The organism is Desulfosediminicola sp. (genome assembly GCF_048381775.1).
GTDB classification, from domain to species: domain Bacteria; phylum Desulfobacterota; class Desulfobulbia; order Desulfobulbales; family Desulfocapsaceae; genus Desulfopila; species Desulfopila ganghwensis.
Window position 1 is genome coordinate 154,599 of sequence record NZ_JBLXGE010000003.1, and the last position, 19,969, is coordinate 174,567.

Annotated in this window: 15 protein-coding genes; 2 read left to right on the forward strand and 13 right to left on the reverse strand. The window is 45.0% G+C overall.

Going from position 1 to position 19,969, the window contains the following annotated elements:
* The first annotated feature begins 139 nt into the window (after positions 1-139).
* Positions 140-742, forward strand: a complete 603-nt coding sequence (locus ACN5NT_RS06160) for a TetR/AcrR family transcriptional regulator (RefSeq protein ID WP_419174842.1) — start codon at positions 140-142, stop codon at positions 740-742.
* 50 nt (positions 743-792) lie between these two features.
* On the opposite strand, the gene greA is transcribed toward ACN5NT_RS06160, so the two are convergent.
* From greA to ACN5NT_RS06180, 4 genes are all read right to left on the reverse strand, one after another.
* Positions 793-1,278 carry a transcription elongation factor GreA gene (greA, locus tag ACN5NT_RS06165; protein WP_136796676.1) on the reverse strand — a complete coding sequence of 162 codons (486 nt, stop codon included), beginning with the start codon at positions 1,276-1,278 and terminating at the stop codon, positions 793-795.
* 87 nt (positions 1,279-1,365) lie between these two features.
* Positions 1,366-5,370, reverse strand: a complete 4,005-nt coding sequence (locus ACN5NT_RS06170) for a hypothetical protein (RefSeq protein ID WP_419174843.1) — start codon at positions 5,368-5,370, stop codon at positions 1,366-1,368.
* 81 nt (positions 5,371-5,451) lie between these two features.
* The gene (locus ACN5NT_RS06175) at positions 5,452-6,627 is read right to left on the reverse strand and encodes a DegT/DnrJ/EryC1/StrS family aminotransferase (RefSeq protein ID WP_419174844.1); all 1,176 of its coding nucleotides are present in this window, start codon (positions 6,625-6,627) and stop codon (positions 5,452-5,454) included.
* A 70-nt stretch (positions 6,628-6,697) separates the two neighbouring features.
* Positions 6,698-7,690, reverse strand: a complete 993-nt coding sequence (locus tag ACN5NT_RS06180) for a sigma-70 family RNA polymerase sigma factor (RefSeq protein WP_136796673.1) — start codon at positions 7,688-7,690, stop codon at positions 6,698-6,700.
* Between the two features lie 266 nt (positions 7,691-7,956).
* On the opposite strand from ACN5NT_RS06180, the gene lepA reads away from it, so the two are divergent.
* A complete protein-coding gene (lepA, locus tag ACN5NT_RS06185; RefSeq protein WP_419174845.1) occupies positions 7,957-9,753 on the forward strand; it encodes a translation elongation factor 4 in 1,797 nt (598 codons plus the stop codon).
* A 123-nt stretch (positions 9,754-9,876) separates the two neighbouring features.
* Here lepA and ACN5NT_RS06190 read toward each other — a convergent pair whose 3' ends face one another.
* The 9 genes from ACN5NT_RS06190 to dctP form a co-directional block, all read right to left on the reverse strand.
* Positions 9,877-10,755: a DMT family transporter gene (locus ACN5NT_RS06190; protein WP_419174846.1), complete on the reverse strand. Its 879-nt coding sequence runs from the start codon at positions 10,753-10,755 to the stop codon at positions 9,877-9,879.
* 325 nt (positions 10,756-11,080) lie between these two features.
* A complete protein-coding gene (locus ACN5NT_RS06195) occupies positions 11,081-11,218 on the reverse strand; it encodes a hypothetical protein (protein WP_419174847.1) in 138 nt (45 codons plus the stop codon).
* A 60-nt stretch (positions 11,219-11,278) separates the two neighbouring features.
* A complete protein-coding gene (locus ACN5NT_RS06200; protein WP_419174848.1) occupies positions 11,279-11,434 on the reverse strand; it encodes a hypothetical protein in 156 nt (51 codons plus the stop codon).
* Between the two features lie 110 nt (positions 11,435-11,544).
* Positions 11,545-13,179, reverse strand: a complete 1,635-nt coding sequence (pruA, locus tag ACN5NT_RS06205) for an L-glutamate gamma-semialdehyde dehydrogenase (RefSeq protein ID WP_419175033.1) — start codon at positions 13,177-13,179, stop codon at positions 11,545-11,547.
* 118 nt (positions 13,180-13,297) lie between these two features.
* Positions 13,298-14,209: a proline dehydrogenase family protein gene (locus ACN5NT_RS06210; protein WP_136796669.1), complete on the reverse strand. Its 912-nt coding sequence runs from the start codon at positions 14,207-14,209 to the stop codon at positions 13,298-13,300.
* Between the two features lie 673 nt (positions 14,210-14,882).
* The gene (locus ACN5NT_RS06215; protein WP_419174849.1) at positions 14,883-15,872 is read right to left on the reverse strand and encodes an ornithine cyclodeaminase family protein; all 990 of its coding nucleotides are present in this window, start codon (positions 15,870-15,872) and stop codon (positions 14,883-14,885) included.
* A 462-nt stretch (positions 15,873-16,334) separates the two neighbouring features.
* Positions 16,335-17,657, reverse strand: a complete 1,323-nt coding sequence (locus tag ACN5NT_RS06220; RefSeq protein WP_136796667.1) for a TRAP transporter large permease — start codon at positions 17,655-17,657, stop codon at positions 16,335-16,337.
* Positions 17,658-18,236, reverse strand: coding sequence for a TRAP transporter small permease (locus tag ACN5NT_RS06225; RefSeq protein ID WP_419174850.1), 579 nt, complete (start codon positions 18,234-18,236; stop codon positions 17,658-17,660). It lies immediately after the preceding gene.
* A 97-nt stretch (positions 18,237-18,333) separates the two neighbouring features.
* Positions 18,334-19,344: a TRAP transporter substrate-binding protein DctP gene (gene dctP / locus ACN5NT_RS06230; RefSeq protein ID WP_136796665.1), complete on the reverse strand. Its 1,011-nt coding sequence runs from the start codon at positions 19,342-19,344 to the stop codon at positions 18,334-18,336.
* Between the last annotated feature and the right edge of the window lie 625 nt (positions 19,345-19,969).

Below are 19,969 nucleotides of genomic sequence, written 5' to 3' on the forward strand. Positions count from 1 at the left end.
AACCCAACATTTTTTTGGCAAAAATATATGTAGTTTGCGCATTGACAAACGGTGTGTCAGCAAATATAAAAAATGAACAGCCATTCATTATAAAATTGCTTCAATTTGCGATTTTTGAAAATCAAAGCTTCCGAAAAGTATGAAAGCAGTCAATAAACATGCAAGGATAATTACAGCGGCAACTAAAGTTTTTGCCAAAAAGGGCTTTTTCAACGCCAGAATATCCGATATTGCCAAAGAAGCCAAGGTTGCTGATGGTACTATATACCTCTACTTCAACAATAAATACGACATTCTTATTTCTGTTTTTGAGGGGGAAATAGGTAAGCTCATTGCCCAGGCTGAAAAAATTCTCGCCAAAGAAAATGATCCCCAAAAAATGTTGGAGCTCTTCGCCACCAATCACCTCAAGGCCATGAAAAAAAATAAAAACCTTGCTGAAGTGATACAGGTAGAACTCCGCCAGACAAACAAGACAGTAAAGGACTACCGCAACACAACCTTCACCCAATACACTGATATTATTGGTCACATCATCCGTGAAGGGCAGAAAGCAGGCATCTTCAATGATAAAATACAACCAGATCTTGCCAAAAGGGCATTTTTTGGTGCTCTGGATGAAATTTCAAGGATATGGAATATCTCACTTGAAACCCATTATACGGTAGATGAAACCGCTAGCCAGGTGCTTCACCTCTTTCTAAACGGTCTGTTACAGCCGGTTCGAGCTGAAAATGTTTGATGTGAAATAGCCCGGTGTTCATCTGACAGTAAAAAACTCTGTCCTGTTTTTCAGGAAAAATCTGAAGACTGAATATCCATAACCTCAAATTCTCTACTCCCACCAGGGGTGTTCACCAAGACCTCGTCCCCAATCTCTTTACCAAGAATGGAACGGCCAAGTGGTGAGAGTACCGATATAGACCCCTTTTTCACATCTGACTCTTCAGGGCCAAGTAGCTGATAGGTAACTTCCTCGTCAGTATCGAGATCAAGCAGAGACACAACTGTACCGAAAACAGCTCTTGAAGTTGAAACTTTGGAGCAATCGATCACTTCCGCTCGGGAGAGTTTATCCTTGAGTTCCATTATACGCCCTTCGATGTGTCCCTGACGTTCTTTTGCTGCGTGATACTCAGCATTCTCCTTCAGATCTCCATGCTCCCTGGCAACCTCAATAGACTTTACAACCTCAAGTCTATCTACTTTTTCCAGCCTGCTCAGCTCATCTCTCAAACGCTGGTTACCAGCTTTTGACATTGGAATACGTTGTACCATCTTCTTTCTCCATAAAAAAAAATTCCTGCCAGAATCATTTTCTCCACTGGGCAGGAAACATTGATATTTCTTTAGAAATACTTAATTTTACCAGCGATACATCAAAGACATCGCCGCCGTTTTCTCATTGTAGTTGTCACTCCGTGAATAAAGCACCTCTCCTTTTAATAAGAAATGCTCATTCATTTCAAGAAAAATATCAAAGGCACCAGTATATCTCACATTTCCATCTGCTTCATAACCAATTGCAAAATCTAGTAAATAGAAACTTGGGGTGTTCTGAAAGGTATCAAAATCTTTTAACAGATGCCTGAAGGAGAACGACAGCTCATGTTGCCAATAGCTCCCGGGGCTCCAGTATGGTAAATCGTTGAAATTATCGGCGCCGGACCCTGTATCAAAACTTCCATCTGCTGTATCGGTATCTGAAACAATAAAATTGGACTCACTACTTTTCAATAAATCGTAACTGTATTTCACACTAAGGGAAGTATAGTCACTGAAGAACGTATATGAAGACCAAAACTGCATTCCGTCCTGATCATTGCCCCCTTTGAACCACTTATGCTGGAACTCACTACCAATGCTTACTCCGGAAGCCCCATCGATTACCAGGCCTCCTATCAGAGAGCTACGGTAAATTCCCTGATTCAGCGCCTCTACAGTGTCATCGACAACATCTTTGCGAAATTGCAGATAACCCTTTAATACCGGGTCAAACTCATGGTCGAATTTGATGGCATAAATACCCATACTGTCTGGGTCAGATTCCAGCAGATGAAAACCACCTTCCAGCCGTAAAGAAGTATTTTTGCTCAATTCAAACCGGGCTTTTCCTCCAAACTCCCTACCATCGATTGAACTTCCACCAGATTCAGGTTGGTATTTCAATTCTCCGTATTCGAATTGAAACTCTTTTCTTAGTCCTGCCAGATATTTAAAATTCGCACCATAGTAATATTTCTCGATATCGACAGCTCCGTCTCTACCACTCCGCTCGCTGTACATTGCCTCACCGGAAAGAGTCGGCGCCCTTGCTAATCTGTTCCGCTCCATCAATTCCTGAAGCTCCGGCAAGGTTTCTCCGCGAGCCTGGAGATACGCATAAACTTCAGCCTCTTTGGTATAATTCCCCAGCCGTTCGTATACTTTGGCCAGATCCTTGAGGCCTTCTACTGATTGCTCTTCTTTCAGCCGGGCCCGGTTCTGCCGTTCAGCAATAACATAGTTTTTATCTTCGACAGCTTCCCTGATCTGATACTCGTTCTTAATTAACTTTTCCCAACGATAGCTATCATACAATTCGGCAACTATCTCTCCCAGGGGGGTCCCGGTAATTGATAAAAAACCATCTTCCGCTCTGAGTGTATTCAATTTATCAAGTTGCCCCGGGCCCTCATGGGTGAATAACGACCAGAACATAGCCTCGCCCCCCTCCTCCCAGTCTAGGTGGAGATCTTTTTCAGCAAGCCTTTGTTTGAACTGGCTACTCACGTTTGGAGTCAGCAGTTCTCTGTACGTAACCAAGGAGCTTTTCAGCTCACCCAGGGCCCAGAGAGTCCGGGCTAAAAGCAGTTTTTGCTCTACAGGCAAAGTCTCAAAATCTTTTTCAGCCAATTCCCCCAGAATAGAATCGTAATTCCCCCTGCGAAATTCAAGCAAAAGATACTCAGTCATAAAGACCCCTGAGTCACCGCCCCGCTCGTTGAGGTCACGAAATTCTTCTGCGGCATCATTGAGGCGCCCAATATTTGACAGTGCTCTGGCCAACTGAATCCTGGCTCTTCTAGATTCAGGCTCAATCTGCAATATGAACTCGGTTATTTTCACGGCGGCATGATTTTCACCATTTCCAACAGCCTTCACCGCAGCTGAGAACAGCCCTCGAAGCCCACTATTTGGCTCTTTGAGATCTCCGTTTTCTGTATACAGTTCTTCTGGAACGAAACGCCCTTCTCCCTCAAGATACTGCTGAGACACCCATACATCGGGATCGTGCAATGTGTTTTCAGGGTATTCCCGCAGTATTGACCTGCATTCTGCGTTTTTATCAATGACAAGATAGAGATCGCAGAGTTTCAACTCGCAGTTTCTATAGCTGGATGGTGAATCGCGGTCCTGCGCTTTGGGGGGAAACTCTTCGAGATAATGTGTAAGATCACTAATGGCCAGATTATAACTCCCCTCTCTTTCTAGCAGATAGATGTAGGTCAAAAAAACCTCTACAAGATCTGACTCCGATGGTTCACGCCAGTTTTTTTCATCAATACCTGATACGTAAAACCAGAAAAGTGACCACCCATCGTTTAAGGAATCATTTTCAGCAACACTTTTTATAAGTTGAATTATGGCATCCTGGTTATAAAGGTCTTCAGCGATTATTTCCCTGAGTACTCTCTGTGAATCAAACAATTTCCCCATGTCACGAAATGTTCTTGCCTTACTGAGAGTAATTTTATTCCGAGCATCTGGTTCGTTCCACTGGGCATTGAGCATCTTTGCATACAGACTTTCAGCAACACTGTATTGCCCATTCAGTCTAAGGCCTTTAGCGTAGGCCAGATACACTTCGAGTTCATCGCTGACAATGGGCCTGCTGGTGAGAGCATCACCCAACGCCTTTAGGGTATCAAGCCTGCCAATATCACCTGCAATCTCAATAGTATTTTTGAGAATTGAAAGATTATCCTTATCCCAATCGAGGGCGCAGAGATACGACTCGAGAGCCTCAACATCAAGCCCTATATTTTCTTCGAGTTTTGCTTTTGCCAAACAAAATTCCATGCTGGCCGACAATTGACCGCTAATGGTTGTCAGGTATTCGTAGGCAAGTTGCTCGTCACCTCTTCCAGCATAGAGATTTGAGAGTTTAAATTTAACATCTTCGTTGTGAAGGCTATTTTCATCGATAACCTCCAGAACTTCGATTAACTCTGTAGTTTTCTCTTCTAACTCCAGACGATTGGCCATTATCTTGAATAGAGCCATCCTGTCATCGGTAATCTTGTCCAGATCGTTCCACAATAGACGTGCGCCGTTATTTTCAACTATAGCAAGAAGAGCGTCGGCGATTTTTTCACGTACCTCTTCTAATTCTCGTTTCGCTTGACTGTTTTGGGGAAAAACTTTCAAATATCGTTCAAAATATCGAAGAGATTGATCTACACGATCACCTTCCCGTGCATAGATACGCGCTGTTATCAGTAATAATTCCGGATCGAAGTTTTTATCATTATCAATGAGGGCAAGAAGATGTGGCAGCGCTTCCCTGCCATTTGCACTGCTCAGATAATAGTCTGCCAGTTTTTGATGATAAGCTAAGGCTTCAGGTTTTAACCGGACTATAGATTTCCAGAGCGGATAGGCTCTTTGGTTTTCTCCATACTCGACGAAGATATCCGCAGCCTCGGCCAGAACAGCAACATTGTCTTTTGACTCATCAGCGAGCAGTGAATAATAGTCCAGCGCCTTTTCGCGCTTGGCAAGTGCTTTACTCTTCCGGGCAAGATCGTGCAGTAAAGAAAAATCTTTGTTTTTACGCTGTCGAAGCTGTTCGTAGAGCACAAATGCCTCTTCCAGCTTCCCCCGACCCTCGAGCGCTTCTGCAAAGTCCTGTAGTAACCGGGCCCCTTCTTCTCCTTCAGGCGTGAGGGAATAAGCCTGGCCAAGGTATTGTACAGCCTTCTTGTATTCACCAAGTTCCAGGGCAACCTTGCCTGCGAGCTTTATGTATTCAATATTATAAGGATTGTTTTCTATCAATCCTTCAACTAAAGGCGAAATCTTTTTATATTCGTCCAGGCGAAACAGAATTTTACAGTATTCCCACTTCGCCTCTTCAATTTGCGGCTTGAGCAAAACCAGCTCTTTATAATATGCGGCAGAGTCTTGATATTTCCCAAGTCGGGCAAGTTCCCGACCTCTATCCCAATGCTTTTTCCAGGTCGGAACATCAGGCGCATCTATGGGAATAATTTCGCGTTCAGGAGCTATTGCAGAGTGGAGATTGGCGGAAGGAAGTATCAGCAAAAAAGCGAGGATTGGCAAAAATACTATATGAAGCGGGAACGCATCCGGCTTTTTTGATACCATGATGTAGCCCTTTCAGGCGGGGAGGGTTGTAGAATTCATCCCGACAGGCCGTAACGACCTGCCGGGGACAATAGCATTGCTCTATTGATAGTATTTTTTTATGTTTTCTACAACATATGTCTGCATTTCGTCTGTCAGCTCCGGGTAAACCGGCAGGGCAAGGGTCTCTGCTGCAGCCTTTTCAGCTTCGGGCATAGACCAGTTATCAGCATCAGAGCCAAGACATTCCTGCTTGTGCATTGGCACCGGATAATAAATTTCGCAACCAATTTCATTTTTTAATAACCAGTCTCTCAGACCATCCCTGTCAGTGACTCTGATGATATACTGATTATAGATATGGCTTGCGGAATTTTCCTCACCAGCAACCCCCTTATAAACTGCAGCAGGAGGAACCACCTTACCGCTCTCAATCAGGCCGGATTCAGCAAAAAGGCGGTTGTATAACTCTCCATTTGCCTTTCTGCCTTTATGCCAGGAATCCAGATAGCGAAGCTTAACCCTCAGAGCAGCCGCCTGTATGGCATCGAGCCTGAAGTTGCCGCCTACCATGGAATGGTAATATTTAGGATGTGCTCCATGATTTCGAAGTAATTCAATTTTTTTCGCAAGCTCTTCATCCTGACAGGTGACCATGCCACCGTCCCCTATTCCACCAAGATTCTTGCTTGGAAAAAAGGAAAAACACCCAGCTGCCCCCATTGATCCTGCCCTTTGCCATTTCACCTCGTCTCCGTCAACAAACGGATATTCAGCACCAATGGCCTGAGCTGCGTCCTCAATGACCGGCAGCTTGTACTCGGCAGCAATTTTCAGAATTTCGGCCATATCCGCACACTGGCCATACAGATGAACCGGGATGATCGCCTTAATTTTCTTATCTTTATCAGCTTCTAATGCCTGGCGCATTTTCTGCGGGTCTATGTTGTAGCTGACAGGGTCTATATCGGCAAAAACAGGACGGGCACCAAGTCGAAGGATAACTCCCATGGTCGCAAAGAATGAATACGGGGTAGTTAATACCTCGTCACCCTCTTTGATATCAAGTGCCATAAGTGCAACAAGAAGCGCATCGGTTCCACTGGAGACACCGATGCCGTGGTTTGCACCACAATATTCAGCCACCTCTTTTTCCAACCCGACAACCTCAGGGCCATTGATATACCAAGTAGAGCGAAGGACCTGGGTTACCGCACTGGTAAGTTCATCTTCAAGGTCAGCAAATTGCGCCTGCAAATCAAGTAAGGGTACTTTCATAGCGTTGTTAGTTATAGAACAGTAATGGTTTTTTAAATGGGCTGTTCGGTAGAAAAACCACGTCAAGCCTTTAATCCCTGGAATTGATGACTATCTTCTCTCCATCAAAGAAATCGACTATATCCGGCATCTCTGCTTCAAGATATTTTTTCATTTTCTTTAACAGATTTACTTCTATTTGTCGCACCCTTTCACGCGATATGGCAAAGCGATCTGCGATATTCTGCAAAGTCATCGGTTCATCGGTAAGCAACCTTTCCTCAAGAATCATTTTCTCTTTGTCGTTCAGCTTATCCTTGAGCACATCGAGCAGTTCTGTGAGTTTTAGCTTAATTTCCTTGCCGGCAACGGTTGACTCAATATTAGGTCCCTTGCTTGGAATGAAGCTTTTCTGCTCGTCATCAGAGTCAGAACGAAGGGGGCTTTCGAGAGAAACATCCCAGTTATCCATCCGCTGACTCATCTCGATAACTTCACGTTCCTTCACGTTGAGTCGCTCGGCAAGCAGTTTAGGTTCAGCCTGAAAGCCTTGAGATTCCAGAAGTTTTCTCTCTTTGTTAAGACTGAAAAACAGTTTTCTCTGGGCCTGGGTAGTGCCAATCTTAACCAGGCGCCAGTTATCCATTATAAACTTCAGGACATAGGCACGAATCCAGTAGGCGGCATAGTAAGAAAACTTTACCCCCCGATATGGATCGAACTTTTTCGTAGCTTGTACCAGACCAACATTTCCTTCCTGGATCAGATCCATGAAATTTTGCATCCAGTATTTCTGAAAATCCATTGCAACTTTGACAACCAGACGCAAATTAGAAGAAACCAGCCGGTATGCTGCCTCTTGATCTCCATGCTCTTTGAATCGGATAGCCAGTTCGTCGGTTTCTTCTCTGCTGAGCAATTCGTACTGACTAATCTCCTGCAGATACCTGTGAAGGGCTGGATTGCTTAAAGCTGGTAAGTTGTCATCATCTGAAATTGAGACAAGTTGATGTGCCTTTTGGTGATCAATAACTGGGATTTCTTCTTCGAACTCAACTTCCAAATCAACGTGATTTTTACTCATATGAATCAGTCTCCAGACTGTTGTTAAGCGATGAATCACAGAAAAAGATTACAATTTTACCTTGCATAGGTGAAAGTGCAATCATTATGTGCAAAACGCTGTGTGAAACGGTTATATATGCTAATATCAATCATGCAAAAGCCGTTCTCTACTTAAAGGAGAATTGTGTTTTATATTTATTGTTTTTGTGCTAAAAACAACCGTCCCGCTGCATTTATCCAACCTACAGTATACTCTTTTGACTGTAATTTTACCAATTACACGCGATGAAAAATATAAGAAACTTTAGTATCATTGCTCACATAGACCATGGCAAATCGACTCTTGCTGACCGCATGATTCAGATGTGCAATCTCATTTCCGACAGAGAGTTCAAAAACCAGCTCCTCGACAACATGGATATTGAGCGTGAACGAGGCATTACCATCAAAAGCCAGACTGTGTGCCTCCCTTATAGAGCCAAAGACGGCCAGGATTATTCCCTCAATCTCGTAGATACCCCAGGCCACGTTGATTTCAGCTATGAGGTATCCCGTGCTCTCACGTCCTGCGAAGGTGCCCTCCTGCTGGTAGATGCTGCACAAGGCGTTGAAGCTCAGACCCTTGCCAATCTCTACCTGGCAATGGAAAACGATCTTGAGATAATTCCTGTCATCAATAAAATCGATCTGCCCTCCGCGGAACCCGAGAAAGTTGCCTTGCAAATTGAAGAAGACCTTGGTCTCGACAGTGATCTTATCCGTTACTGCTCCGCCAAAAATGGTCAGGGTGTGGAAGAAATCCTTGAGACCATCGTTACAAGTCTGCCTGCCCCTGAAGGGGACCCCACCGCTGCACTTCAGGCTCTGATATTCGATGCGAACTATGACGCTTTCCGTGGTACTATCATTTCCGTCCGCATTATCAATGGTACCCTTAAAAGCGGGGACACCATCAAGTTCATGTCCACAAACACAGAGTATCGTGTAGAGGAAGTTGGCACATACCAGGTACAGCGCAACAAAGAAAAACAACTCTCTGCTGGTATGGTCGGCTATATTATCGCCGGAATCAAGAGCGTTCAGGATGCCAAACCTGGTGACACCATCACTCTCGCCGACAATCCTGCCAGTAAACCGCTGCCAGGATTCAAGGAAATTCAGCAGGTAGTTTTTTCCTCTATCTATCCTATTTCCACCGATGAGTATGAAGATCTTGCAGCAGCACTTGAAAAGCTGCAGCTCAATGATGCGGCTCTCACCTTTCAAAAGGACTCTTCTGCGGCCCTCGGTTTCGGCTTCAGGTGTGGTTTTCTGGGTCTGCTTCACCTTGAAGTAGTCCAGGAGCGTCTTGAACGCGAATTCGATGTTTCCCTCATCCTCACTGTCCCATCCGTACGATACAGTTGCTATCTGAAAGATGGCTCCATGGTTGAGGTGGATAACCCCGCCTATTACCCGGACCCGGCCAATATCGACCGTACCGAGGAACCATACATCAAGGCGACTATCCTGATGCCCGAACGCTACATGGGCGCAGTGATGACACTTTGCATGGAGCGTAGAGGTGAAAACACCCAGTACCACTATCCTACACCCGGCAGGATAGAGTTCACCTGTGAGATCCCACTGGCTGAGGTTATCTATGACTTTTACGATCGATTGAAGTCCATTACCCAAGGTTACGGCTCTTTCGATTACGAAATCCTCGACTACCGCGCTTCTGACCTGGTTAAACTTGATATTCTGGTCAACGGGGAACGTGTTGATGCCCTCTCACAGCTGGTGCATCGCGATAACTCCAGAGCTCGCGGACTGCACGCCTGTGAAATGTTGAAAGAGGAGATTCCCCGCCAGATGTTCAAGATCGCTATCCAGGCAGCGATAGGCGGAACAGTTATTGCTAGAACAACCATCGCAGCTTTGAGGAAAGACGTTACCGCTAAATGTTACGGTGGTGATATCTCTCGAAAGAGAAAACTGCTGGAAAAACAGAAGGCGGGTAAAAAGCGAATGAAGACAGTTGGTAATGTCGATATTCCACAAAACGCATTCCTTGCCGTTTTGAAGTCTGACCAAAAATAGTCACCAACCATTCGCTTCACAACCAGTTCAGGCCACGTCCCATTTTTTTGGGGCGTGGCCTTCTTCATTTAATCCCATGTAAATTGCTCGGCTTAGTTTTTCCTGTTTACGACTCTTTTCGACTCAATTTTTTGCCCTGGTTTGAATGATAAGTCCGGCAACAATAAAAAACAATCCGACCAAGGTGGATATCATGATTTTTTCGCCAAGGATAAAGTAGATAAATATCAGAGAGAGAAATGGTGAAACAAAGATGAGATTAGCTATTCTGGCTGTATTTTCAGTTAATTTCATTGCTGTCAACCAGAGTAGAAATGCCACTCCCATCTCAAATACACCTATATAAACCGCCCCTGCCAATCCTCTCATGTCAGGTATGCTCATTCCTTGAGTAACCAATAAATACAACGCTATCATCGGCACTGCGCAAATGAAATTCATAAGCAGCCCAACGACAGGGTCACGTGAATCTCTGGTGTTACCGATCCAATAGAGGGCCCAGAAAATTGTCGAAAGCAACGCCAGGAAGATGCCAAATGGACTTTCCATGGAAAACGAGAACAGATTGCCATTAGTCGAGATTACCAATACCCCAAAATAGCTGATGGTGATTGCCAACAACTGCCCTCTGGAAAGCTTATGCCCCAGAAGCGGCACAGAGAGTATGGAAAGCGTGATAGCCCAGGTATAATTCAAAGGCTGGGCTTGTTGAGCCGGCAGCAGATCATACGCTTTGAATAACACAAGATAGTAAAGTAATGGGTTGAGCATCCCCAGTTTGGCTGACAGAAACCAATCCGACCACTTCATAGTCGCAAGCAAGGGCAACTTTTTCTGTATGATAAGTACCATTAGCAATACCAGGCATGAAACAATAGAACTGAAGAATACCAGCTCTGCCGGCTTGATATAGTTGAGCGATAGTTTACAGGCAGTGGCGATAGTGGACCATAATCCCACTGTTACCAATGCATAACAATACGCCCTGCCTTGTCTGGTCATATTTTTCTTTCCTGGTTAAAAAACTCAGAGTCATTCTGTTTCCTGATTGTACTCACGCCCATTCCCCTCTGGTATTCCGTAATTCCCCATGAATGTTTGAATTTTTCATGCACCCGTAACTCAATTTTCGTGAGAAATTACTGCCGGAACAACAAACCTGCCACAAGGGGTAAATACGTCGCTCCTTGCGGCAGGTTTTATAGACCAGCTGAACCGATAGTATACTACTGTTTTGAAAACAATAAAGAAAACTCTATGGCCCCCATATTTACATTTCCAAGAACACTTCCTGTATTTTCGCTTAGGCGAGAAGCCCCGCAGCGCTTTATGAGATTACAATTTTACCAGCCTTGAGTACCTGTCCCGGATCAGCGAGTGTCAACGCATCCCTGCCGTTGTATTTAACCTGCAGAACCATCACTCCAGGCTCATCAGGAATACGTACGCCTGTCTCAGCGGCCATGGCTTATGCCATCTCAACCCAGTGCTGTATTACCATACGACAGTGAACCTGACGCGGCGCTTACTCATGCTCACGTAAATTGAAGAAATCGAGCAACTCGCCAACCCTGTTCCAGCAGTCACGCTCATCAAGACGGCAGTGAGGGGTATGACAGATGCCTTGGAACATGCCCTGGTCTGCTTTGAAAATGAAGGCCAACCACTCTATTTTGGCCACACTCATCTCACTGAAAAGAGGAATTGTCAGGGATGCAGGGCTGAGCGGAAAGCACCTCCATTTCCCATTTCCCAGGAGGTGTGCAGATTACACTATAAAAACAAAAGGAATCAGTCCATATAGGGGTACCTGTATTGTACCGGCGGTACAAAGGTCTCTTTTACAGTTCTGGGTGAAACCCATCGAAGAAGGTTGGTCATTGCCCCGGCCTTGTCATTGGTACCTGATGCCCTGCCTCCACCAAATGGCTGCTGACCAACCACAGCGCCTGTGGGCTTGTCGTTGATGTAAAAATTGCCGGCTGCATTCTCAAGTTTCTCAAGAGCAAAACTTGTCGCTAACCTGTCTCTTGAGAAAATTGCCCCGGTTAGGCCGTACATTGTAGAAGAATCGCAAATCTCAAGTGTTTTTTCAAATTCCTCATCCTGGTAGACAAAGACAGTTAAAACCGGGCCAAAGATCTCCTCCACCATTGTCTTGTATTGAGGGTCGCTTGCAATAATCACAGTAGGTTCAATAAAATAACCGACACTGTCGTCACAGCCACCGCCAATAAGAATCTCTCCACCAGTGCTTTCTCTGGCATAAGCAATATAGTCCCTGATGGTTTCAAAAGCATTTCTATCAATTACTGCGCTGAGAAAATTGCTTAAATCTGTAGTCGGTCCCATCTTGATCGATTCGATCTCCGTGAGTAACAGAGGTTTGACTTCACTCCACAAACTTGCAGGAATGTAGGCCCTACTCGCTGCGGAGCACTTTTGGCCCTGATATTCAAACGCACCTCGTACCATAGCGGTAACAAGTTCTGAGGCATCGGCAGAGGAGTGTGCAAAGATGAAATCCTTACCACCAGTCTCACCAACAATGCGAGGGTATGATTTGTAGTTGGCAATATTGTTGCCGATGGTTTTCCACATTTTCTGAAATACTGCCGTTGAACCTGTGAAATGAACACCTGCCAGATTCGGGTCGTTGAGACAAATCTCCCCAACAGCTGAACCGCTGCCAGGCACGAAATTTATGACCCCCGGCGGCATTCCAGCCTCTTCCAGAATTTTCATGAACAGATACGGTGTATATACCAATGAAGAGGCAGGTTTCCAGACAACGGTGTTCCCCATAATCGCTGGCGCTGTCGGCAGATTCGCGGCTATTGCTGTAAAGTTGAATGGGGTTACGGCAAAAACAAATCCTTCAAGAGGTCTGTGCTGGACAAAATTCCAGACACCTGGCGAGGAATCAGGCTGAGTTGCATATATTTTTTCAGCAAAATAGACGTTGAACCGAAGAAAATCTATGAGCTCGCAGGCTGCATCTATTTCTGCCTGAAAAACTGTTTTTCCTGCGGAAAGCATAGAACCGGCATTTATTTCATACCGATACTTGGAAGCAAGCAGATCTGCCGCTTTGAGGAATATCGCACATCGTTCTTCCCAGCGCAGTCTACGCCAGTCTTTATGTGCCTTTACGGCAGCGTCGATGGCGGCTTGCACCTCATCTGACCCTGCTTTGTGATAGGTAGCCATGACCTTTTTGTAATCATGGGGCATAACCACCTGACCGGTCTGGCCAGTTCTGTATTCCTGTCCGTTAATGATCACAGGAATATCGATTGTCTCCTTGCCCATCCGCTCAAGAGCTTTTTTCAGGAGGGTTCTTTCATTTGTACCTGGAGCGTAATTATAAATTGGTTCGTTTACAGGCGTGGGGGTTCGTATTATGGCGTTATTCAACAGATTCATCATTACACCCCTTTCTTTTCAGTATTTTAGTGCCCTGCTCCACCTCTTTGTCTTTTGAATATAATCATTTGCACGGCCTGACCATGGGCCAGGCCGTGATTTTATCTAATTCCTGCTATTATCCTTTCTTAAACAGCGCCTTGATAATTACGCCGGCCATTGCCGGGTTCTCTTTCAGGCGTCTGGTACAGTATCCAAACCACTGCTTGCCGAACGGTACATAAACTCTCATTTTATGCCCCCCATCGACAATTGACTTACGCAGTGCAGGGGTAACGCCGTAGAGCATTTGGAATTCATACATGTCTTTTGGAACATTGTACTTTTTAATGAGCTCAAGAGAACCTTCAACAAGGGGCTTATCATGGGTTGCAATCGCAGGATACATTTTGTTCTGCATCATGTACTCAACATCCTCAAGGAAGTGCTTGTTGATGTTCTCATACTGCTTATACGCAATTTCTGCAGGCTCGTTATAAATTCCTTTACAAATTCGGAAATTGAGCGGGATTTCCTCGCTGTTGAGATCCTTAAGGCTCGCGATGTCATCATGGGTCCGCTTAAGATACGACTGAAAAACAAGACCTACATTTTTGGGGAACTCGGCTTTAATCCTGCGAAGCAATGCTATAGACATGTCGGTACAAGGAGAATCTTCCATGTCAATGCGAACGAAGTTGTCATATTCTGCTGCTTTGGCGACAACTTCACGGATATGCTGATATGCAACTTCCTGGTCAATAAGCAGACCAAAGAAAGTAGGTTTAAGTGAGTAGTTGCCGTCAACGCCAGCGGCCTCGGCTTTTTCGATCACTTCAAGATATTCCTGCTTGTTCGCCTCAGCCTCTTCAAGGGTAGTAATAAACTCACCTAGAACGTCTATGGTTGTCAATATCCCCATATCATTGAGTTTCTTGGCATTTACTATCGCCTCTTCAATTGTCTCACCAGCAATGTATTCCTTAGAGAACAACCACACCAACTTTTTGGGCATAAACGGCAAAATTTGAGAAATAAGCTTGTTGATCATAACTTTCTACCAGTTGAATTGAATTGACAGAACGGCAAACAGCCGCGACCTGGGGCAGCCCGGCAACATCTCTGGTTACCGGAACAATGCATACGTGACATTCACCGGATAACTGCCGGTGGGGGACAGAGTTACTTAGCAAAACAGTGTGACAATATTAAACACAGCATCTTTTTTCAATAGCACACTTCATTTGTATACAATCTCTGCGTGCAGAATAAGTACGCTATAGGTTTGTATAATGTCAATATATTTTTCACTATTGCTCAGACATAGTCTTCTTTCTATCACCAAATCTAACAATCACCAGCTTCCCCATAGCCAGAGTCAAGGCATATTCCAAGCATGAGTCCGGGTCGACCGCACTGTATCGAGACCGTATTTTCAAGCAAATAGGGTTTTGATGGAGCAGCACTCACTCTTCATTATAGAGCATCATTTCGCGATACCAAACACCAGCGTAATGCTACTTCTCTGGCAATTTTGAGCCATGAATACCTTTTGGAGCTTCAAAATGAGGTAATTCAGCCCATATGAATTACCTCATTTTCTAATCGTTTATGACTGGTCGATCCACACAGCTTCCTGTTATCTGTTCGGAGAAACAAGAAAGGGTTACTTCTTAAGAAGCAACCCTTTCATGAACATCAACCGAGCTTCCTGAAAACGTATACTACAGGTTCAATTCAAGCCCCTCACCGGTTTCCAGGGCGCTTTTCAAAAGGAGGTCAGCGGCTACCAGATCTTGAACCGCTACCCCTACAGATTTGAAAAATGTTATCTCCTGCTCACTTTGTCGAGCTGGAAGTGTTCCATTTGCGAGTTGACCGAGTTCGGCATGAATGTGGCTCTCAGCGATAAGTCCCGACATAATTGGTTGAACAATGTCGCCAGCCTCGGCAAGACACGCGGCTCTTTGATCCACGACCACCGTTGCCCTGGCAACGGTTTCAGGGGGGATTTCGATCATATCAGTTTTATACGCACCAACTGCATTGATATGGGTTCCAGGCCTGATATGCTTATCATCAAAAAGAGGCGTTGAAGACGGTGTAGCGGTGCAAACAATGTCAGAGGCTTCAAGATATTCCATCGAATCCGCAACCACCACACTGATGTTAAGCGTTTCTGCCATTTTCCTGGCAAAGTCCTCAGACTTTTTTTGATTCCTGCCAAACACATATGCTTGCTCTATCGACCTAACAGCGCATACAGCCTCAAGCTGAGCTTCTCCCTGGGCCCCGGGGCCAAATATAGACACCACTTTAGCATCTTTTCGTGCAAGATAACTGGTCGCCAATCCAGAACCGGCACCGGTTCTCAAAGCGGTTAAAGCTTCTCCATCCATAATTGCCAGTGGCTCACCATTGCTTGAATCAAATAGCATCATCATGGCATGAACAATAGGTAAGCCTTTAGTGCTGTTTTCTTTGTGATTCGTGACTGTTTTCAGGCCAACTCTATGCAAACCCGGCATGTAGGATGGCATAAATAGCGCATTGCCGTTATCAGCCTCAAGTTCCAGCCTTGAGCGAACCGGCACAACCGCCTGATCGCTGCTGAGTGCACTGAAGGCGATCTTCATTGCCTCAATACACTTTTCCATACTCAGGATTTGCCTGATATCTTTGCCCGAAAAATAGCGTATGGTATTACCTTGCATGATTAAACCTAGTTAAATTTTTTAAATTGAAGGGTGACTAAACTACTTTTTCAGAAAATATGCATTCATGGACCACTTCTATATCAATCCAATTCCTTTGTTGCTCCATTGCCGACAGGTAACTGTTAAATCAGAGCTAAACTCTACGGCAGCTCAGAACTTATGCCGGATAAGATAAGGGAAAACTTGTTTTGTACGAAAGCAAATAATCTCCTCCCTGGTTTTAGCAGAGAGAAGATTATTTACAAATGAGGACTGTCTGGTGCGGAAATATTTTGATCAGAGGATCTGATGCAACACCTTAAAACGGGTCAGGCCATCCTCTTTTCTCTGCAGTGCGTGACAAAATTGCAAACAACATAGCAACCAGATACGCCCAGGGTGCTCCGGTGGTAATGGCTGCCAGGAAAAAGGCAAAGCACAGTATTGCAAAGAGATTCCTATAAAAATTCATACGTAATACTACCACGGTACGCCCATGATGAAATGGGGCAGGAACAGAGAGATTTTAGGGAAAAATACCGTTACGAAAAGTACCGGGACCCAACACAATACAATAAACCATAAGCATGGTCTCATCATCTCGTCGATTGGTGCACCACCTAATCGTCCAGAGAGATAAAGAACTGGTGCCGCAGGTGGAGTAATGCAACCGAGACCGGTATTAACACCGACAATCGCAGCATAGTGAATGGGGTTAAAGCCCAACTCAATAATGATTGGCATCAGAATAGGAGTTGTAAGTACAACAACACTGATGTCATCCATCAACATGCCCATGATTACCAGAAAGATATTAATCATGAACATAATCATCAACGGATCACTTGAAACAGCATAAAACACCCCAAGCAATACACCCGGCAAATCTTCAAGGATATACAACCGGCTCAGCATGGCAACAGAATAGAGCATTACCATAATAACGCCTGTGGTCACTGCGGTTTCTACGATAATCTTATAGGTACCTTTCAGTGTAAGCCCTTTATAGACAAACATACCGACTGGGATTGCGTAGAGAACTGCCATCGCCGACGCCTCGGTGGTCGTCATAATACCGCCGTAAATACCGCCGAGCACGATAAACGGCAGCATGAGTGCCGGCAATGCCTGCTTTCCTCTGGTTTGGAAAAGTCGAACTTTGTCTGCGGTAGTTCTGTCTGTTTTAGCTGCAGCCAATACTTCAGTATTTTTTCGCAGCAACCAGCGATTCGCTGAACAGATCAGAATGATAGTAATAAATCCAGGAATTACTGTTGCCAGGAAACAGGCCAGAACAGATTGGCCACTGATCCAGGCAAAGATAATAAGGGTAGCGTTCGGCGGTATGAGTAAACCCAGGAGGGAGGCGTTGGCCAACAGAGCGGCAACAAGACCTCTCGGGTATCCTTCTGCCTCAAAACGCGGAATCATGATGGAGCCGACACAGGAAAGGGTCGCACATGCAGCGCCACAGATTGAGCCAACAATTGCACAGGAGATTGTAGCTACTATTCCCAGTCCACCCTTTAGGTGACCTACAAAAACATCGACAAAATCAATGAGTTTCTCACCAATCTTGCCTCGTTCCATAATGCCGCCTGCGGCGATAAAAAGAGCGATAGCAAGGAGTGAAACGGAATTCATCTGAGCATAACCGTAGGGTAGCAGCTGCGAGGCGGCATACCCTTCTCCACCTGGACCGCCGAAGAAAATCAACCAGGCCGCAGAGGCCATAAAGCTTACTGGCACAGGTACACCAATAATCAGACAAAATACGAGGATTATCAGGGCTATAAAAATCATTTATCTTGCCCTCCTGAAAAGTGCACGGGCGCTTTGAATAAGATCTCTCATGAAGTAGTAAGCCATAAAAGCAAGCCCCAGGAAGACGGAAAGATAGCCAACCCAGAAAGGTATCCTCCATACGGTGGTTTTAGGAATAGCAATTCCAGTGCCGAGCGGACCAGCGTAACCAAACATGAAGAATTCCCAGCCGTACCAGACAAAAAGAAGGCAAACGCCGACAGTTATCGAGTTCCTCAGGAATATCAGTGAGTTTTTAAATGTTCCGTATGACAGGTACGCATTTACAAGATCTGCTGAAACGTGAGTGCGATTATAGGCGCCGATGGCTGCACCGAGAAAATAGAGCCAGAAAGCCAGAATTTTAACCCATTCCTCATATCCGTACAGGTCACCTTGCACGACATAGCGAAAAAAGGTCGCGGCACAAATAATCAAGGTCAGAGCTGCAGTGGCCGCGAAGCAAATAGCGGAGAATGAACCAATAGCTATCCGGTCAAAAAGATTTCTTGGGGCATTAAAAAGATTTATGCAATCAGAAGTGTTAGTGCATTGAGTTTCTATTTTGTTATCTGACACAAACTAGCTCCCTCTCAAGCATCATGAGGCCCAGAGAGCGTACTCTGCCTCTGGGCCTCATTTTATTGGTAAAAACAAATGCAGATGAACTATCGGATTACTTAGGAGCGAGCTCGGTTCTGAATTCGTCCATGAGTTCCTTGGTCATGTTTTTCTCAAGCTTTGGCCAAGTCTCAGCAACAGCCTTCATCATTGGAGCGAGCTCTTCCTTGCTGTAAGTAACAACCTCAATGCCTTTCTCTTTCATGAGGTTCATGTAGTGCTCATCAACGCTCTTAGCGTTTTCAATACTACTGATGGTAGCACGGGAGAGGATATCCTGAATTACTGCCTGATCTGCAGCACTGATCTTCGCCCAGGTCTGGCCGCTGATCATGAAATTGAGGATCTCCATGGAATAGTTGGTTGCATACCAGTGCTTGATTACATCGCCAAGAGCGGTGTAAGCAGCTGCGGTCGGATAACCATTAACGCCATCAACAACGCCAGTCTGGATCGCCTGGTAAACGTCAGAATACGGCACGGTTACAGTTCTGTAACCCATTGCCTCTGCAGCCAGTTTGTAAACATCCATGTTAGGCACACGAACGAGAACGCCCTGGTCAGCAGCAGGATTCAAAGGATCTTTTGCAGGCTTGGTGGTACCGGTACCAATCATACCCTCAACGAAGAAGCCGAGAAGCTTGACGCCAAGTCTCTCGTTGAACTCATTCATTTTACCGAAGAGCCATCCGTCCTGCGCGAGAACGTTCTTCACGTCATCGTAGTCACCAACAAAACCGTTGATGTAAATCAGTTCCATGCGTGGATCGAACTGGCTAGGAACAGAGATACATGACATATCGATGGTGCCACGAATCTGCTCTTCATATACCAGGCTGTAATCACCAAGCTGGTTAGCAGGGTATACTTTTACCTCGATGCGGCCGTCGGTCTTCTCCGCAATCTCTTTCGCAACATCTTCCATCATCTTACTGGCTGGATGATCAGAAGCATTCTGTCCGGCAAACTTGAGTACCATCTCCGGCTTAGCGAAAGCTGAACCACCAAATGCAAGCAGTGTACTTGCCAGGGCGATACAAACAACAGACTTGAATTTAGAACTCATTCACTTCTCTCCTTTGTTTTGCTCTATAAAAACGGATTATGTCTAATACATAACCCACACCTACCCACTATAACATTGATACAGTGCAGAAATCTCAGTTTAAACATCGCACATATTGCCACGAACAAGCAATTGCTTCAATCATCATCTCCCCAGCCTAATAAAGGAAACTGGTGTCGGTGCCTGTATTTCCCCGGAGCATTCAGATTCAAACATCTCGATGCGTTGTCAGTGCTCATTACAGCCTCCATCGCAAGACGTATTTCTACACCCGACAATGGAAAAAATCGCCTAAGATTTCAAAAAGTGTACCAATTAATCGATTTCCCCTGACATTCTAACATTTTGAGGTAGTCAGGATACATCATGTCGACACGTGCACTTTAAACTTGCTGAATCGCTACAGTCAAGATTTTTCATTGTTTTATTAAGAAGTTGGGTAGTCGACAATTGTTGTATACCATTTTAACTACTTGATAATTCAGCAATGTTTCACCCAAAAAAAAAATACAAAAATTCATCATGCTGGGTAACCATTTTCTAAATATTGGTATTTTTATCGACTCACCCCCTGCAAATTGCTCCTGTTAAATCCGACAACAACCTTCTGTGGGTCTGCCGGATC

Bases quoted from the DNA above. Each gene is read 5' to 3' on its own strand.
- ACN5NT_RS06160 (WP_419174842.1), top strand. From the start codon at position 140: ATGAAAGCAGTCAATAAACATGCAAGGATAATTACAGCGGCAACTAAA.
- greA (WP_136796676.1), bottom strand. From the start codon at position 1,278: ATGGTACAACGTATTCCAATGTCAAAAGCTGGTAACCAGCGTTTGAGA.
- ACN5NT_RS06170 (WP_419174843.1), bottom strand. From the start codon at position 5,370: ATGGTATCAAAAAAGCCGGATGCGTTCCCGCTTCATATAGTATTTTTG.
- ACN5NT_RS06175 (WP_419174844.1), bottom strand. From the start codon at position 6,627: ATGAAAGTACCCTTACTTGATTTGCAGGCGCAATTTGCTGACCTTGAA.
- ACN5NT_RS06180 (WP_136796673.1), bottom strand. From the start codon at position 7,690: ATGAGTAAAAATCACGTTGATTTGGAAGTTGAGTTCGAAGAAGAAATC.
- lepA (WP_419174845.1), top strand. From the start codon at position 7,957: ATGAAAAATATAAGAAACTTTAGTATCATTGCTCACATAGACCATGGC.
- ACN5NT_RS06190 (WP_419174846.1), bottom strand. From the start codon at position 10,755: ATGACCAGACAAGGCAGGGCGTATTGTTATGCATTGGTAACAGTGGGA.
- ACN5NT_RS06195 (WP_419174847.1), bottom strand. From the start codon at position 11,218: ATGGCCGCTGAGACAGGCGTACGTATTCCTGATGAGCCTGGAGTGATG.
- pruA (WP_419175033.1), bottom strand. From the start codon at position 13,179: ATGAATCTGTTGAATAACGCCATAATACGAACCCCCACGCCTGTAAAC.
- ACN5NT_RS06210 (WP_136796669.1), bottom strand. From the start codon at position 14,209: ATGATCAACAAGCTTATTTCTCAAATTTTGCCGTTTATGCCCAAAAAG.
- ACN5NT_RS06215 (WP_419174849.1), bottom strand. From the start codon at position 15,872: ATGCAAGGTAATACCATACGCTATTTTTCGGGCAAAGATATCAGGCAA.
- ACN5NT_RS06220 (WP_136796667.1), bottom strand. From the start codon at position 17,657: ATGATTTTTATAGCCCTGATAATCCTCGTATTTTGTCTGATTATTGGT.
- dctP (WP_136796665.1), bottom strand. From the start codon at position 19,344: ATGAGTTCTAAATTCAAGTCTGTTGTTTGTATCGCCCTGGCAAGTACA.